The following is a 16,420-nucleotide window of genomic DNA, read 5'->3' as shown; positions in this document are numbered from 1 at the left end:
GTCGCGCAGCCGCTCGAGCGGCATCCCGCGATCGGCAGCCGCCTTCTCGGTGAAATCCGCATACACCTGATCGAGCCACTCCTCGAGACGCCGCCACTCCTCGTCGGTGAAGGGACGCTGCGCCGAGAACATCTCCGCGTGCGCGCCGACCGCCTCGCTGTCGACCCTGAGGCCCACCCGACCGAGCGTGTCCCTCACGACCTGCTTCCCGGCGAGTACGCCGATCGACCCCGTGAGAGTCGTCGCGCCTGCGACGACGCCATCGCACGGCATGGCGATGTAGTAGCCGCCGGAGGCGGCGACCGTCGCCATCGAGGCGATGACCGGACGCCCGGTGCGCCGGAGAGCGAGCACCTCCCGGCGGATCGCGTCGCTCGCGACGTACGACCCGCCCGGGCTGTCCACGCGAAGGACGACCGCCTTGACCGATGGTTCGCGCGCGGCAGCACGCAGCGTCGCACCGAGCGTGTCGGAGCCGACGTTCGGCCCGCCGAACGGGAACGACGAAGCGCGCCCCAGGTGGATCGGGCCGGACGCGCGGACGAGCGCGACGACAGGGCGGTGACGGCCGGTCACGGCGCGCCGCAGCGTCCCGCGGCGCTCGCGACGGCGGCCGTAGCGTTCGACGTACAGCAGGCGCACATCGCCCACCGTTGAGCGCAGCGCGGCGTACACCTCGTCGCGATACCCGAGCCGGTCGACGAGCCGGGCCTCGAGCGCCTCGGCCGCGGTGAGCGGCGCCCGGTCGATGAGCTCGCGCACGGTCGCCGGGTCGAGGCCTCGGGACGCGGCGACGTCGCGGACGATCGTCTCCGTCGCCGACTCCGCCAGCCGGCGTGCCATCTCTCGACCCGCGTCGGACATGCCGCTGCGGAGAAACGTGTCGGCCGCGGTCTTGTACTCGTGCCGCTGGCCGAGTTGCGGCTCGACGCCGAGCCGGTCGAGGGCCTCGCGGACGAACACCGCGCGGGCGACCACGCCCGTGAGGCCGACGTCGCCGCTCGGCTGCAGCCAGATCTCCTCGAACGCCGACGCCAGGTGGTAGCCGACGTTGCCGACCCCGAGCTCCCCGAAGCTCTCCGTCCAGGCCACCGCGACCTTCCCGGAGCGGCGGAACCGTGCCACGGCGTCGCGAAGCTCGGCGGACTGAGCGAGACTGATCGGACGCTGCCCGACGTGCGCGACCAGGCCGGCGACCTGCGGGTCGCGCTCCGCCCGCCGGAGCGCGTCGACCAACGCCTGGAGGACGGGGACCGCCCGCGCGCCCATCGCTCGAAGCGGCGTGGCCGGCGGCGCCTCCACCACGCCTCGTGACAGGTCGAGCTCGAGGAGCAGCGGCCCGCCGGAGCGGCGGCGCGTCGGCAGCGGGGATCTCATGACCGTCGTCTCAGGTTACGAGAAGGTCCATCCCCCGCCGTCGGAGAAGGAGCGCAGGATCCGCCGTGCGACGACCATGCGGTGGACCTCGTCCGGGCCGTCGTAGATCCGCGCGCCGCGGGCCATCAGCGACATCACTGCCAGCGGTGTCTCGTCCGTCAGCCCTCGAGCGCCGTGCACCTGGATCGCGCGGTCGATCACGTCGCAGAGCACCCGCGCCGCGTAGAACTTGAGCAGCGAGACCTCGACCCGCGCCTCCGACCCCTCGTCGATCTTCCGTGCAGCGTCCATCGTGAGCAGCCGGCAGGCCTGGATCTCGGCCGCCGAGTCGGCGACCCAGTTCTGCACCGTCTGCTTGCCGGCGAGCGGCCCGCCGAACGCCTCGCGCTCGTTCGCGTAGCGGCACATCAGCTCGAACGCCCGTTGCATCTGGCCGAGCCAGCGCATGACGTGGTGGATGCGCCCGGGGCCGAGCCGCTTCTGCGCGATCCGAAAGGCGTCGCCCTCGGCCCCGAGCGTGTTCGCGACCGGGACGCGCACGCCCGTGTAGCGCACCTCGCAATGGGTGCTCCAGCCTCGCCCGACGTGCCCCATGACCGGGACCGCGCGCACCACCTCCACGCCCGGCGCATCGGCGGGGACGAGAATCATCGTCCCGCGGCGATGCGGCTCAGCGTCCGGGTCGGAGATCGCAAAGACCACGGCGAACGCGGCGCCGTCGGCACCGCTGGAGAACCACTTGTGACCGTCGATCACCCACTCGTCGCCCTCGCGCACGGCCCGCGTGCGGAGCAGCGTCGGGTCGGAGCCGGCGACCTCCGGCTCGGTCATCGAGAAGAACGACCGCACCTCGCCCGCGACCAGGGGTCGCAGGAAGCCCTCTTTCTGCTCGTCGGTCCCGAACAGGTGGAGGATCTCCGCGTTCCCGGCGTCGGGCGCCTGGCAGCCGAACACGAGCTGCGCGTACGTCGAGCGGCCGATCTCCTCGTTGAGGCACGCGTAGTAGAGGAAGCCGAGGCCGGTGCCGCCGGCCTCGGGCGGCACGTGCGGCGCCCACAGCCGCGCCTCCCGCGCGCGCCCGCGGAGCTCCTCGACGAGCGCCTGCGCGGCGGCGTCCTCGCGGCCGATCGCCGCCTCGTTCGGGTACACGTGCTCGTCCATGAAGGCGCGGTAGCGTCCACGCGCGTCGAGGTACTCGGGCGAAAAGAGGGAGTTGGTCATGCGGACTAGGATCCCCGCGTGCGCCTCGGGCTGCAACTGGGGTACGACGACCCGGGATTCTGGGTCGGGCTCGCCGAGGAGGCGGAGCGCCGCGGCTTCCACTCCGTCTGGACCTCGGAGGCGTACGGCTCGGACGCAGTCTCGCCGCTCGCCTGGATCGGCGGCCGCACGGAGAAGATCCGGCTCGGCACCGCGATCATGCAGATGCCCGCCCGTTCGCCGGCGACGACCGCGGCGACGGCAGCGACGCTCGACCTGCTCTCCGGCGGCCGCGTGCTCCTCGGCCTCGGCACGAGCGGCCCGCAGGTCGCCGAGGGCTGGCACGGCCAGGCGTGGGGGAAGCCGCTGACCCGCACGCGCGAGTACGTCGAGATCGTGCGGACGATCCTCCGTCGCGACCAGCCGCTCGAGCACCACGGGGAGCACTACGACATCCCGTACTCGGGCCCCGACGCGACCGGGCTCGGCAAGCCCCTCAAGATCATCGTCCATCCTCGGCGCGCCGACGTCCCCATCTACCTCGCGGCGATCGGGCCGAAGAACGTCGCGCTCGCAGCGGAGATCGCCGACGGCTGGCTCCCCATCTTCTTCTCGCCGGAGCACTTCGCCGAGACCCACGCGCCGATGCTCGAGGAGGGCTTTGCGCGCCGCGGCGGGAGGCCGGAAGGCTGGGATCTCGCCGCGCACGTGCCGGTCGTCCTCGCCGACGACGTCGAGGCCGCGCGCGACTTCCTGAAGCCGCTCCTCGCGCTGTATGTCGGCGGCATGGGCGCGAAGGGCCAGAACTTCTACACCCGGCTCGCGGAGCGCTACGGGTACGGCGACGCCGCGGCGACGATCCAGGACCTCTACCTCGCAGGCAAGAAGAGCGAGGCGATCGCCGCAGTCCCGGACGCGCTCGTCGACGAGGTCGCCCTCGTGGGCGACCGAGCAAGGATCGCCGACCGCGTCGCCGCCTTCCGCGAGAGCGGCGTGACGACCCTCGTGCTCCAGGCGCGCCAACCCGAGGCGCTCCGGCTTCTCGCCGAGGTCGTTGCGTAGGCGGCTGTATCTCATGCGCCACGGTGCCGTGGCGTACTTCGACGACGAGGGCCGGCCGGTCGCGCCCGACGACGTCCCGCTGACGGCGGAGGGACGCGAGCAGGCCGAGGCGACCCGCGCGCTCCTCGACAGCGTCGAGCTCGACCGCGTGATCGCGAGCGGGCTCCCGCGCACCTCGGAAACCGCTGCGCTCGTCGCCCCGGGCCGCGACGTCGAGACCTGGCCGGAGCTGCGCGAGATCGCCGGCGACCGGTTCGCGGCGATCCCGCCCGAGGAGCTCGAGGAGGCGTTCGTCCACGCCTTCCACGGGATCGTCCCGAACGACAAGCGCTTCCTCGGCGGTGAGACGATCGGCGAGCTGTTCGACCGCGTGCTTCCCGCGATCGGACGGCTCGTGACCGACGACGGCTGGGACACGGCGCTCGTCGTCGCGCACGGCGCGGTGAACCGCGCCATCCTCTCCTACGCGCTCACCGGCGAGCGGCTCTTCCTCGGCCGCTTCGAGCAGGCGCCCGGCTGCCTCAACGTGCTCGACGTCGACGACTCCGACTGGGTCGTTCGCGCGGTCAACATCGCCGCAACCGACCTCGTCCACCGCTCGACGCGCCTCACGCAGATGGAGCAGTACTGGGCCGAGTACCGGCCGGGCGACCGACGCTGAGGCGCCGAGGGGCGGGATCTCTCCCGCCCCTCGGAACGATCGGTAGAGCGTTGGCTACGTCGCCTTCTTCGTGTCGCACTTGAGCTTCGAGACCGGCTGGAACGTGCCGTCCGTGAACTTGATGATCCGCTCGCACTGGATCGGCAGCTGGTCCGACCCACCCGTCTTCTGCCGGTTTCCGGGCAGGAGGAACTGGTTCGCGTCGCTCCAGTTGCGGAAGGCCTTCATGAGCGCCGCCCGCGTCGGGTTCTTCCCGGCCTTGTAGAGCAGCTGGACGAACGCCTCGGCCGTCGCGACGCCGTAGAAGTTGAGGCCGTCGGTGACCCGGGCATTCGGGGCGTACTTCGCCATGACCTGCTTGTAGAGCTTCATGGCGCTGTCGTTGTCCCACGCCGGGTTGGCGGGATCCTTCAGGTACTGCGTCGTGTACGTCCTGTTCGGGAGGTCGCCACCGCCGGAGCTCTTCGCGAGCGTGAGGAACGTGTCGGTTGCGGACACCGAGGTCGTGTAGATCACCGCGGGCGACCACCGGAGCGCATTCGCGATCGCGTAGGACTGGATCGCGAACTTCGGCGTCGTGAAGATCACGAAGATCGAGGCGCCTGAGGCACGGAGCTTCGCGACCTGCGCACGAACGTCGGCGGCCGTCGCCTCGTGCGACTCCGTCGCGACGATGTTGGACGCCTTCGCGCCGAGTCCGGTCTTGAGCCCGTTCACGAGCTCCTCACCGAAGTCGTCGTTCTGGAAGAGAACCGCGATCTTCGCGTTCGGGCTGTTGTGAGCGATCGCCTGGCCGAAGATCCGCGCCTCGTAGTCGTAGGCCGGCTGCCAACCGCCGGTCCACGGGTACTTCGTCGCGTCCGCGAACACCGACGCGCCCGTCGAGTTGAGGATCTGGGGCACCTTCCGCGCGTTCAGGTACGGCCTGATCGACTCGTTGACCGCGGTCCCGAGCGCCCCGACGACCGCGAAGACCTTGTCCTCCTCGACGAGCTTGCGCGTGAGCTGCACCGAGTTGGCCGGGTTGTAGCCGTCGTCGTAGTACTTGAACACGATCTGGCGGCCGTAGACGCCGCGCTTGCCGTCCGGGCCCTTTCTCGAGTTGATGTACGAGAAATACGCCTTCATCGCGGCCGGGATCGGTGCGTAGAGCGACGCCGGGCCCGTGAGCGGGAAGGTTCCCCCGATCGTGACCGTCCGGGCGGTGACCCCAGTCTCCGACGCGGCCGACGTGGCGCTCGACGCCCCGATGCCGAGCGCAGCGACGAGCGCCGCGGCCAAGAGCACGACCTTCCTCATGCCTACTCCTTTGGAGATGACCCGATGCGGGCGAGCGTAACCCGGCCGCAACACGTTTGCCAACCACTGAGACGGCGTGGCAGAGCCGCGGTTAGGTCAACCGAGACCGATCTCGCCGGCGAGCCGTTCGGCCTCGTCGAGCTCCTCCGAGAGCGCGTCGATCCCGCTCGCCCAGATGGCCGGGTCCGTGAGATCGAGCCCGACGATCCGGGCCAGCTCCTCCGGAGAGCGGGAGCCGCCCGCCCGGAGCAGCTCGAGGTACGGCTCGACCATCGCGTCGCCCTCCTGCACGTAGCGGCGGTAGATGGCCAGCGAGAACAGGTAGCCGTACGCATAGGCGTAGACGTAGCCGGGGCTGCCCGTGAAGTGCGGGATGTAGCTCCACCACGGCGCATAGCCGGCGGTCGAGACGGAGTCGGCGAAGAGCTCGTCCTGGACCTCGAGCCACAGCTCTCCGATCCTCTCGGGAGCCAGCTCGCCCTGGCCACGCCGCTCCGTGTGGACGGCGTGCTCGAAGCGGTTCATCGCGATCTGCCGGAAGGTTGTCGCGATCGCGTCCTCGATCCGCCCGGTGAGCAGGTCGAGCCTCCGGCGCGGGTCGTCCTCGCCCGCCAGGAGCACGTCGAACGTCAGGGCTTCCCCGAACACCGAGGCCGTCTCGGCGGTCGTCAGCGGCGTCGAGGAGTTGAACAGCCCGAGGGGCTGCGCGAGGACGCCGTGGAGGCCGTGTCCGAGCTCGTGCGCGAGCGTGAGGATCGAGCGCCGGTCGCCGGTGTAGTTCATGAGCACGTACGGGTGCACGCCGGGAACGGTCGTCGCACAGAATGCGCCGGTGCGCTTGTCGGGCCGGACGGGGCCGTCGATCCAGTTGTCGTCGAAGAAGCGCGAGACGATCTCACCGGCCTCGTCCGAGAACTCGCTGTACGCGTCGACGACGATCCGGCGCGCCTCGTCCCACGGCGTCTTCGCCGTGTCGGTCGAGACCGGCGCGAAGCGGTCGTAGTGGTCGAGCGCGTCGAGCCCGAGCAGCCGGGCCTTGAGGCGGTAGTAGCGCTGCGCGACGTCGTAGCGGCTGGTCGTCGCCTCGATCAAGGCGTCGACCGCCTCGTCGGTGGTCTCGTTCGCCAGGTTGCGGGACGAGATCCAGCTGGGATAGCCGCGCAGCCGGTCGTCGATCGACTTGTCGAGCAGGATCGTGTTGAAGACGAACGTGCGGGTGCGCAGACCGGGGCCGAGGGCCTCGGTGATCGCCTCGGCCGCCGTACGGCGCGTGTCGCGGTCGGCGTCGTAGAGCCGCGACATGGCGATCTCGAGCGAGAGCTCGTCGCCGTCGAGCGGCACGCGAAGCGCACCGATCTGCTCCTCGTAGAGCCGCGACCAGGCGGAGACGCCCGAGACGCCCTTCTCGGTCACGATCCGCTCCTCGGGCTCGGAGAGAAGGTATGGACGGAACTTGCGCAGCGACTGGAGGTGGTGACGCCAGTCGTCGAGCGCGGCGTCGGCGAGGAGCTGCTCCGCGACCTCGTCCGGCGTCGCCGCCCACTCGAGCGCGAAGAAGAGCAGCTGCGTCTCGAGCGAGGCGGCCTTCTCCCCGAGCCGCGCGACGAGCGCACCGCGCGCCGGCTCGGCCATGTTCGTGGCGAAGACGAGGTGCGCGAACGTCAGCGGCCGGACGACCGCGGACTCGATCCGCTCGTGCTCCGCGACGGCGGCCGCGAGGCCCGTTGCGTCGAGCTCGGCCACCTTGCCGTGGTAGCGCTCCCGGAACGCCGCCGCGTCGGCCTCGGCCCGCGCGATCTCCTCGTCGATGCGTGGGTCGTCGATGCCCTCGAAGAGGTCGGAGAGGTCCCACGCCACCTCTTCCGCGCCGGTGATCTCCGTTGTCGCCATGCGCGGGAATCTAGCGGCCGAGCTGGTCCGGCCGCGTGACGGGCGCGCGGCAGGCGAACCGCTCGCAGACGTAGACCGCGGTCGCGCCGTCGACGAGGCCCTTGCCTGCGAGGAGCGGCACGTCGTCCGAGGGGCCCACCGCGACGACCGTCTCGGGCGAGAACCCGGCGAGAGCAGCCCGAGCGACGTCCGCGCCGACGTCACCGGCGATCGCGAGCTCCCGCGGCGGGGAGAGGTGGAGCGCGAGCGCGCAGAGCGCCCACGAGAAGTGCCGCGGTGCGCGCCCGAGCGCGGGCGCGAGGAGCCGCAGAACACGCTCGCCGCGACCGACCAGCTCCTCGTCTCCCCAGAGCCGGCCGAGACGGAGGAGCACCGAGGCCATCATCGAGTTCCCCGAGGGGATCGGCTCGTCGTCGAGGTCCTTGGTGCGGGCGGCGAGCTCCTCGCCGTCGCGCGGCGCGAGGAAGAACCCGCCCCGTTCCTCGTCCGCGAAGAGGTCGACCGCGACGTCCACGATCCGCCTGGCCTCGAGCAGCCAGCGGACGTCGCCGGTCGCCACGTGGAGCTCGAGCAGGCCATGCGAGACGTTCGCGTGGTCGTCGAGGAAGCCGCTGCCACTCACGCGACCGTCGCGGACGCTCCTAAGCACGCGGCCGTCCTCGCCGCGGAGCGGGTCGAGCAGAAAGCCGCCGAGCCCCACGGCCGCGGCGAGCCAGTCGGCGCGATCGAGCCGCCGGGCCGCCTCGGCGAGCGCCGCGAGCGCGAGGCCGTTCCAGGACGCGATCGCCTTGTCGTCGCGGAAGGGCTGGGGCCGCGTCGACCGCACCGCGAGCAGCCGCGTCTTCGTCGCCCCGTCGAGCTCGCCGCGCACGATCGCGCGGCCGTGCTCGAACGGCTCGAGCAGCGAGCCGTCGAGCCCGAGCTCCTCCCATTCCGCAGGCGTCCAGGTGTACGTCAGCCCCTCGACACCGTCGGTGTCGGCGTCCTGTGCGGAGGCCAGGCCGCCTCCTTCGACCCGCATCTCGCGCAGGAGGTACTCGACGGTCTGCTCGACGATCCCGCGATAGCGATCGTCGCCGGTCACGACCCAGGCATGGAGGTACGCCGAGACGAGCAGCGCGTTGTCGTAGAGCATCTTCTCGAAGTGCGGGACGAGCCAGCGCGCGTCGACCGAATAGCGGTGGAAGCCGCCCCCGACAACGTCGTAGAGGCCCCCGGCGGCCATCCCGTCGAGCGTGCGACGCACCATGCCGAGGGCCTCCGGCCCGCCGCGCCGCAGCAGGAGCTCGATCGCCGACGAGGGCGGGAACTTCGGCGCGACGCCGAAGCCGCCGAACGCGGGCTCGTAGTCGCGCGCGAGGGCGCGGTCGGCGGCCTCGAGCAGCCCGGGCGAGAGCTCCTCGTCGCCCGCCTCGAGCCTCGCGGCGCCGCCGAGCGCGCCGACGAGCCGCTCCGCCTGCGCCTCGAGGTCACCCCGCCGCTCACGCCACGCCTCCGCGACGGCGTGGAGCACCTGGCGAAACGCGGGAATACCGTGCCGCGGCTCGGGCGGGAAATACGTGCCCGCGTAGAACGGCCGGCCGTCCGGGGTCAGGAACACGGTCGTCGGCCAGCCGCCCTGGCCGGTGAGCGTGACGCACGCCTCCATCGTGAGCGCGTCGACATCTGGCCGCTCCTCGCGGTCGACCTTGACGTTGACGAAGAGCTCGTTCTGCAGCGCCGCCGTTGCGGAGTCGGAGAACGACTCGTGCTCCATCACGTGGCACCAGTGGCATGAGCTGTAGCCGACGGACACGAGCAGCGGCCGGTCCTCGGCGCGGGCCCGAGCGAACGCCTCCTCGCCCCAGGGGTACCAGTCGACGGGGTTCTCCGCGTGCTGGAGGAGGTACGGGCTCGACGACTCCGCGAGGCGGTTCACCCCGAGACCGTACGCGGCGCGGATCAGTCCGGAGTGGACACGTCGCGGGCCGGCTGCTCGCGCCGCCTCGCGCGCCGGTGTCGGACGAACTCGACGGTGGCCGCGATCCCGGTCGCCACGACGAAGGCGAGGATCAAGCCCTTCCAGGGCTGCTGCTCGAACGTCTTGCCGCCGAAGTAGCCGAGGCACGAGGCGTAGGTGCCCCAGATGAAGCCGGCGAGGATGTCTGCCGCCAGGAAGCGACGGTAGGGAAACGACTGGATGTATCCGGCCGAGAACGTCGTCGCCGTGCGGCCTCCGGGGATGAAGCGTGCGACGATGATCAGGTAGGTGCCGCGCTGGGCGAGCTGCCGCTCGGCCCACTCGAAGCCCTTGTGGCTCTTCTCCCCCTTGAAGACGCGCTTCACGGTGTGCTCGCCGAGCCAGGTGCCGAGCCCGTACGAGATGTTGTCGCCGAGGATCGCACCCGTCGAGGCGCAGAGGATCACGAGCAGGAGATTCAGGTCCCCCGCGCCCGCCAACACGCCGGCCGTGATCACCACGGTCTCGCTCGGCACGAGCGGGAAGAAGGCGTCGATGGTGGCCACGGCGAAGATTGCGGCGTACGCCCAGTCGCTCGAGACCCACTGCTCGAACTGGTCGAGCACGGCAAGGATCCCGGGCAGCGTTGCGAGGGCGGACGCCACGCGCGCATCCTCGCAGAGACGGCTCTCTCCACCGGTGTCGCGCGACGTCGCGATGATGCTGTGCATGGCGCACCTCCCACTGCGCGACACGCGGGTGCTGGATGTGACGACCTCGATCGCGGGCCCCTACTGCGCGCAGATCCTCGCCGCGCTCGGCGCGGACGTGATCAAGGTCGAACGGCCCGACACGGGCGACGACGCCAGGGCCTGGGGACCACCGTTCTGGAACGGCGAGGGCACGATGTTCCTCTCCGCGAACGCGGGCAAGCGCTCAGTCGGGATCTCGCTGCGCGACCCCGACGGGCGGGAGGCGATCCTTCGCCTCGCCGAGCGAGCGGATGTCTTCCTCCAGAGCCTCCGACCGGGCCACGCGGAGGAGCTCGGCCTCGGCCCCGAGGCGGTGCGTGCGCGGAACCCGCGGGTGGTCTACTGCTCGGTCGGCGCCTACGGGCGCGTCGGGCCACTCTCCCGCGAGCCCGGCTACGACGCCCTGATGCAGGCCGCCGGCGGCCTGATCTCGGTGACCGGCGAGCCGGGACGCCCGGGCGTGCGCGTGGGCGCGTCGCTCATCGACCAGGGCACGGGCACCTGGGCCGCGCTGGGCGTGCTCGCCGCGCTGCTCGAGCGCGAGCGAACCGGCGAGGGCGTGGAGGTCGACGTCTCGCTCTACGAGACCGCGCTCGGCTACCTCGGGTATCACCTCGCCGGTTACCTCGCGGACGGCACCGTGCCGTCCGGCGAGGGCACGCGCTTCCCGATGGTTGCGCCCTACCAGGTGTTCGCGACGCAGGACGGCGAGCTGATGATCGCCGGCGGCAACGACCGGCTGTTCGCACGGATCTGCGACGTCCTCGGGACGCCGGAGCTCGTGGAGGACCCGCGCTTCCGGACGAACCCCGATCGGGTCGAGAACCGCGACGAGCTGGGCCGCCTCCTCGAGGAGCGCTTGGCGACCGACACGACCGCACACTGGCACGAGCGCCTCACGGCCGCAGGCGTGCCGGTTGCGCCGGTCGCCGACGTCGCCGATATCGTCGCCGCGCCGCAGACCGCGGCGCTCGGAATGCTGCAGCCCCTTTCCCACCCGTCGATCCCCGACCTCCGTCTTCCAGCCCTGCCGCTCAGCTTCGACCACGTGCGGGCCGTCCACGGCTCGCCGCCGCCCGCCGTCGGCCAGCACACCGAAGAGATCCTCGGGGAGCTGGGCTACGACGACGAGACCATCGCGGCCCTGGCCGCACGAGGAGTGATCACCCGATGAGCCATCTGTCCGCTTCCTACAGCGCCACCCTGCGCGTTCTCCTGCCGGATTCGCCCGGCTCGTTCGCCCGCGTCGCGAAGGCAATCGGCGACGCCGGCGGCCTGCTCGGTGCGATCGACCTCGTTCGGGTCGAGGAGCACGAGAAGGTGCGCGACGTCACCGTCCAGGCGGGGAGCTCCGAGCACCTCGAGGCGATCGTCGCCGCCGTGCGCGCGGTCGAGGGCGTCGATGTGGAGCACGTCTCGGACCGGACGTTCCTGCTCCACCTCGGCGGCAAGCTCGAGGTCGTCCCGCGGACCCCGCTCAAGACCCGCGATGACCTCTCGATGGCCTACACGCCCGGCGTCGCGCGCGTGTGCCAGGCGATCGCCGCGGACCCGGATTCCGCCTGGAACCTGACGATCAAGAAGAACACCGTGGCCGTCGTGTCCGACGGCACCGCGGTGCTCGGGCTCGGCGACATCGGCCCCGAGGCGGCGATGCCGGTGATGGAGGGCAAGGCGGTCCTCTTCAAGGAATTCGGCGACGTCGACGCCTTCCCGCTCTGCGTCCCGACGAAGGACGTCGACGAGATCGTCGCGTTCTGCAAGGCGCTCGCGCCGACGTTCGGCGGCATCAACCTCGAGGACATCTCCGCGCCCCGCTGCTTCGAGATCGAGCAGCGTCTGCGCGACGAGCTCGACATCCCCGTGTTCCACGACGACCAGCACGGGACCGCGATCGTGACCCTCGCCGCGGTCGTCAACGCGCTCGAGGTCGTCGGCAAGCGGCTCGAGGACGTCACCATCGTGATGACCGGCGTCGGCGCTGCGGGGATTGCGACCGCCGACATCCTCATGCACGCCGGCGCCCGCAACGTGATCGGGGCCGACCAGCGCGGTGCGGTCTACCGTGGCCGGGTCGACCTCTCCGACGCCAAGGCGGCGTTCGCGGAGCGCTCGAACCCGGACAACCGGCAGGGCACGGCGGACGAGTTGCTCGCCGGCGCCGACGTCTTCATCGGCCTCTCCGCGCCCGGCGCGATCACGGCTGCGGGCGTCCGGACGATGGCGCCGGGCGCGATCGTCTTCGCGATGGCCAACCCGAACCCGGAGGTGGCGCCGGAGGAGATCGCCGAGCACGTGACCGTCGTCGGGACGGGGCGCTCGGACTACCCGAACCAGATCAACAACGTGCTCGCGTTCCCCGGCGTCTTCCGCGGCGCGCTCGACGTCCGCGCGAGCGCGATCACCGAGGGCATGAAGGTCGCGGCGAGTCACGCGCTGGCGACGGTGATCGCACCGGACGAGCTCGGGCCCGAATACGTGATCCCGGGCGTCTTCAATCGGGACGTCGCACCGAGGGTCGCAGCCGCAGTGGCCGAGGCGGCGGAACGCGACGGCGTCGCCCGGAAGGCGCGCTCGAGCTGAACGGAGTCCCCCCGGAGCAGGGGCGCCGGAGCGCCCCTACTCGTAGTGCAGCGCCTCGAGCGGGTTGAGTCTCGCCGCTCGGCGTGCCGGGAAGATCGCCGCGAGGATCCCCACGATGATCGCGGCGACGGTGAAGATGATCACCTGCGCTGTCGGGAACGTGAACTCGAGGAAGTCGACCTTCGCGATCAGGATCCCTGCCAGCACGAGCCCGAGCACGATCCCGACGAACGCCCCGATCAGCGCGGTGATGATGCTCTCGTGGCGGATCATCCGCCGCGTCTGACGGCGCGTGAGGCCGATCGCGCGCAGCATCCCGATCTCCCGTGTCCGCTCGAAGACCGTCAGCACGAGCGTGTTCACGATCCCGAAGAGGCTGACGATGACCGAGAGCGCGAGCAGGACGTAGAGGATGTTGAGCACCGAGTTGAGCCCCGAGATCTGGTTGTCGATGAACTGGCCCTGGGTCTGCACCTTCGCGTTCGGGTAGCCGGAGAGCGTCTTCTCGAGCGCGGCCACGTTCGCGTCCGACTCGCCGCCGGCGACCTTGACGAAGGTGTAGAGGTCCTTCGGCTGCGGGTTCTCGGCGTCCCAGGTCGCCGCGGAGATCGTGACCGGACCGAAGGGCGAGCCGCCCGTCGGCGGGTCGAAGATGCCCTTGACCTGGAACGTCCGCTGCTTCCCGGTGACGAACGTGACGGGGATCGTCGAGCCGAGCGACAGCTTGTGGTCCTTCGCGAACCCGTCGTCGACGAACGCCCCGTCGGCGCCGAGCGTGGCCATCGTCTCCTGCGAGCCTTGCTTCCACTTCAGGTTCATCACGTCCTTCGCGCCCGGGGTGACGGCGGTCGTGAACTCGCGCTTGCCGAAGACGAGCGAGTCGCCCGTGCGGACGCTGCCGACCGCGGTCACGCCCGGTGCCGCGCCGGCCTTCTCCCCGATCGAGATCGGGATCGGCGAGTAGTTGTTCTGCGCGGTGATCGCATAGTCGGCCACGAAGATGTCTTTCACAGCGCTCCGAAACGTCGTCGTAATCCCGGCCGCGAGCGTCGCGACGAGCGTGACGAGCGCGAGGCCGATCATCAGTGCGGCGGCGGTCGACGCGGTGCGCTGCGGGTTCCGGCGCGCGTTGTCCCGTGCGAGCGAGCCGGCGGCGCCGCCGATGCGCGTCGCGGGCCACCCGAGGAAGCCGGACAGGGCGGGGATGAACGGCGCGGAGAGCATCGCCACGCCGATGAAGACGAGCACCGTGCCGACGATCAAGAGCAGCAGGACGGTCGACGTCCCGTGGGAGAAGAGGCCGAGGATCAGGAGCCCGAAGCCGAGGACGGTGAGCACGACGGCGGCCGGCGTGCGGAAGCGATGGAACCGTCCGGGCGGCAGCTCCGCGCCCTCGCGGACGGCAGCGATCGGCGGCACCCGCGTGGCCCGCAGTGCCGGGAAGAAGCTCGCGATCAGCGTGACGACGATCCCGAGTGCGAGCGAGACGACGACCGTCCGGGTCTCGAACAGGAGCCCGTTGTTCGGCAGCGTGAACCCGACGGCGTCGAACAGCGAGAAGAGGCCCTTCGCGAGGCCGAGACCGAGGAAGAGGCCGACGATCGAGGCGAGCACGCCCATCACGAGCGCCTCGAGCACGACCGACGTCCGCACCTGGCGGCGGGACGCACCGAGCGTCCGCAGCGTCGCGAGCTCGCGCGTCCGCTGGGCGATCGTGATCGAGAGCGAGTTGACGATGACGAATGCCCCGACGAAGAGCGCGATCACGCCGAAGGCGAGCAGGAAGTAGCGCAGGAACGAGATGAACTCGTCGGTCGACTTGGCGTCCTCCCGCGCCTGCGCGTCGCCGGTGCGCACCTCGGTGTTCGGCGGCAGGATCTCGCGGATCTGGGCGATGAGCTTCTGCGGCGAGACGCCCTGCTTCGCCGCGACGCGAATCTGGTCGAGCTTGCCCTCCTTGCCGAACAGGCGCTGCGCCGTTGCGAGGTCGAAGCCGGCGAGCGTCGCACCGCCGATCGAGCTGACGGCACCGAACTTGACGAGCCCCGAGATCCGGAGCTGCTCGACGGGCCCGAGGACCTGGACACCGATGGTCTGCCCGACCTTCAAGTCCTTCTTGTCCGCCGTCGAGCGGTCGACGACGACCTCGTCGGCCTTCGGCCATGTGCCCTGGACGAGCGACAGGCTGTTGAACTCCGGCCGCGACGGATCGACGGAGAAGCCGAGGTTCGGCGCGCCCCCGAAGGCGATCGCCTTCCCGTTCAGGACGAGCTGCGCGCTGTCGCTCGCGACGCCCCCGATGGCGTCCCTCACGTCGGGCAACGCCTTGACCTGCGGCAGGAGCGACGCGTCGAAGGCCGCCTCCGTCGTCCCGTTGTCGCCGGTGTCGAACGCCGACTTCGGCGTGATCGTCGCGTCGGTGTTCCGATACACGTCCGAGAAGATCGCGTCGAACGCCTTGTCGATCGAGTCGGTGAGCACGAAGGTGCCGCTCACCGTCGCGACGCCGAGCACGATCGCGACCGCGGTCAGCGCGGTACGGAGCTTCCTGGTGAGAAGGCCCTTGAGGGTGAACGCGGTCACAGCGCGGCGATCTCCTCCATCGCCTCGCCGATCTCGTGCTGCGTGGCGCCGGACAGCTCGCGCACGATCAGCCCGTCCGCGAGGTAGAGGACGCGGTCGGCGATCGCCGCCGCGCGTGCCTCGTGGGTGACCATCACGATCGTCTGGCCGAGGTCCTCCACGGAGTGGCGCAGGAGCTCCAGGATCTCGTTGCCGGTATGCGAGTCGAGGTTGCCGGTCGGCTCGTCGGCGAACACGACATCTGGGCGGGACACGAGCGCGCGCGCGATCGCGACGCGCTGCTGCTGGCCGCCGGAGAGCTCGGACGGACGATGGCCGAGCCGGTCGCCGAGCCCGACGGACCCGATGAGCTGCTCGAAGAACGCGGGATCCGGCTTTTCGCCGGCAATCGAGAGCGGCAGCCGGATGTTCTCCTCTGCATTGAGCATCGGCAGGAGGTTGAAGAACTGGAACACGAAGCCGATGTGCTCGCGCCGGAGCTTCGTCAGGTCGGAGTCCTTGAGCGTCGTGATCTCCTTGCCGGCGATCGCGACGGAGCCGGAAGTCGGCTTGTCCAGGCCGGCGAGGATGTGCATCAGCGTCGACTTGCCCGACCCGGAAGGACCCATCACGGCGGTGAGCTTCCCGCGGGGGACCTCGACGGAGATCCCGCGGAGCGCGTCGACCGCCGTCTCGCCCTCGCCGTAGCGCCGTGTCACGTCGCGCGCGACAACGACCGTCCCGTTGTCATTGCTCATCTCTCTCCTCGGCTCATTCGGTTTCGACGCACCCCAGGTTGCCCGCTCCGGGAACGGGGAAGGGTGCGGGAAACCCTACTCCGGGGTCTTGTTACCAGGTGGTTACGGATCGGCTGATCGGACTACGCACGCATCCGCCGCTGTGCCTCGCCCAACACGTCGCCCAGGATGCCGACGATCTCGTCCATCTCCGTCTCGGTCGCGACGAGCGGCGGCGAGATCTGGACGACGGGGTCGCCGCGATCGTCCGTCCGGCAGATCAGCCCGGCGTCGAAGAGCGCCGGCGAGAGGAACCCGCGCAGGAGCGTCTCGCACTCCTCGTCGGAGAACGTCTGCC

At 70.8% G+C, this 16,420-nt stretch carries 12 protein-coding genes and 1 pseudogene; 4 read left to right on the top strand and 9 right to left on the bottom strand.

Annotation, left to right across the window (positions count from 1 at the left end; all coding sequences use genetic code 11):
* Together VNM44_RS14785 and VNM44_RS14780 are read right to left on the bottom strand one after the other, a co-directional pair.
* The coding region (locus tag VNM44_RS14785; protein ID WP_325626660.1) for a S49 family peptidase at positions 1-1,377 on the bottom strand (1,377 nt) is incomplete at its 3' end.
* Between the two features lie 15 nt (positions 1,378-1,392).
* On the bottom strand, positions 1,393-2,598 hold the full coding sequence (locus VNM44_RS14780; protein ID WP_325626659.1) for an acyl-CoA dehydrogenase family protein: 1,206 nt from the start codon (positions 2,596-2,598) through the stop codon (positions 1,393-1,395).
* An 18-nt stretch (positions 2,599-2,616) separates the two neighbouring features.
* Here VNM44_RS14780 and VNM44_RS14775 point away from each other — a divergent pair, with 18 nt between their 5' ends.
* Both VNM44_RS14775 and VNM44_RS14770 read left to right on the top strand, forming a co-directional pair.
* Entirely contained in the window at positions 2,617-3,639 is a 1,023-nt protein-coding gene (locus VNM44_RS14775) for an LLM class F420-dependent oxidoreductase (RefSeq protein WP_325626658.1), read from the top strand.
* Positions 3,640-3,652: 13 nt separating this feature from the next.
* Positions 3,653-4,300, top strand: a complete 648-nt coding sequence (locus VNM44_RS14770; RefSeq protein WP_325626657.1) for a histidine phosphatase family protein — start codon at positions 3,653-3,655, stop codon at positions 4,298-4,300.
* A 54-nt stretch (positions 4,301-4,354) separates the two neighbouring features.
* Here VNM44_RS14770 and VNM44_RS14765 read toward each other — a convergent pair whose 3' ends face one another.
* The 4 genes from VNM44_RS14765 to VNM44_RS14750 form a co-directional block, all read right to left on the bottom strand.
* Complete coding sequence (locus tag VNM44_RS14765; RefSeq protein ID WP_325626656.1) at positions 4,355-5,599, bottom strand: ABC transporter substrate-binding protein; 1,245 nt, start codon at positions 5,597-5,599, stop codon at positions 4,355-4,357.
* Positions 5,600-5,695: 96 nt separating this feature from the next.
* Complete coding sequence (locus tag VNM44_RS14760; protein ID WP_325626655.1) at positions 5,696-7,489, bottom strand: M3 family oligoendopeptidase; 1,794 nt, start codon at positions 7,487-7,489, stop codon at positions 5,696-5,698.
* Positions 7,490-7,499: 10 nt separating this feature from the next.
* Complete coding sequence (locus VNM44_RS14755) at positions 7,500-9,407, bottom strand: thioredoxin domain-containing protein (RefSeq protein WP_325626654.1); 1,908 nt, start codon at positions 9,405-9,407, stop codon at positions 7,500-7,502.
* 23 nt (positions 9,408-9,430) lie between these two features.
* Positions 9,431-10,093, bottom strand: a complete 663-nt coding sequence (locus tag VNM44_RS14750) for a DedA family protein (protein WP_325626653.1) — start codon at positions 10,091-10,093, stop codon at positions 9,431-9,433.
* Positions 10,094-10,157: 64 nt separating this feature from the next.
* Here VNM44_RS14750 and VNM44_RS14745 point away from each other — a divergent pair, with 64 nt between their 5' ends.
* Positions 10,158-11,354, top strand: a complete 1,197-nt coding sequence (locus VNM44_RS14745; RefSeq protein ID WP_325626652.1) for a CoA transferase — start codon at positions 10,158-10,160, stop codon at positions 11,352-11,354.
* Positions 11,351-12,763 (top strand): NAD-dependent malic enzyme, encoded by a 1,413-nt coding sequence (locus VNM44_RS14740; protein WP_325626651.1) that lies wholly within the window; start codon positions 11,351-11,353, stop codon positions 12,761-12,763. The genes VNM44_RS14745 and VNM44_RS14740 overlap by 4 nt, the downstream gene beginning before the upstream one ends.
* A 36-nt stretch (positions 12,764-12,799) precedes the next feature.
* Here VNM44_RS14740 and VNM44_RS14735 read toward each other — a convergent pair whose 3' ends face one another.
* From VNM44_RS14735 to VNM44_RS14725, 3 genes and pseudogenes are all read right to left on the bottom strand, one after another.
* Entirely contained in the window at positions 12,800-15,346 is a 2,547-nt protein-coding gene (locus VNM44_RS14735) for an ABC transporter permease (RefSeq protein WP_325626650.1), read from the bottom strand.
* Positions 15,343-16,083 carry an ABC transporter ATP-binding protein gene (locus VNM44_RS14730; protein ID WP_325626649.1) on the bottom strand — a complete coding sequence of 247 codons (741 nt, stop codon included), beginning with the start codon at positions 16,081-16,083 and terminating at the stop codon, positions 15,343-15,345. The genes VNM44_RS14735 and VNM44_RS14730 overlap by 4 nt, the downstream gene beginning before the upstream one ends.
* A 122-nt stretch (positions 16,084-16,205) precedes the next feature.
* Positions 16,206-16,420, bottom strand: a pseudogene (locus VNM44_RS14725) (aspartate aminotransferase family protein); the annotation flags it as partial.

It is taken from the genome of Gaiella sp., from assembly GCF_035558935.1.
Classification (GTDB): Bacteria; Actinomycetota; Thermoleophilia; order Gaiellales; family Gaiellaceae; genus Gaiella.
This window is presented reverse-complemented; position numbering and strand designations above follow the sequence as displayed.

Bases quoted from the DNA above. Each gene is read 5' to 3' on its own strand.
- VNM44_RS14780 (WP_325626659.1), bottom strand. From the start codon at position 2,598: ATGACCAACTCCCTCTTTTCGCCCGAGTACCTCGACGCGCGTGGACGC.
- VNM44_RS14770 (WP_325626657.1), top strand. From the start codon at position 3,653: ATGCGCCACGGTGCCGTGGCGTACTTCGACGACGAGGGCCGGCCGGTC.
- VNM44_RS14765 (WP_325626656.1), bottom strand. From the start codon at position 5,599: ATGAGGAAGGTCGTGCTCTTGGCCGCGGCGCTCGTCGCTGCGCTCGGC.
- VNM44_RS14760 (WP_325626655.1), bottom strand. From the start codon at position 7,489: ATGGCGACAACGGAGATCACCGGCGCGGAAGAGGTGGCGTGGGACCTC.
- VNM44_RS14745 (WP_325626652.1), top strand. From the start codon at position 10,158: ATGGCGCACCTCCCACTGCGCGACACGCGGGTGCTGGATGTGACGACC.
- VNM44_RS14740 (WP_325626651.1), top strand. From the start codon at position 11,351: ATGAGCCATCTGTCCGCTTCCTACAGCGCCACCCTGCGCGTTCTCCTG.
- VNM44_RS14730 (WP_325626649.1), bottom strand. From the start codon at position 16,083: ATGAGCAATGACAACGGGACGGTCGTTGTCGCGCGCGACGTGACACGG.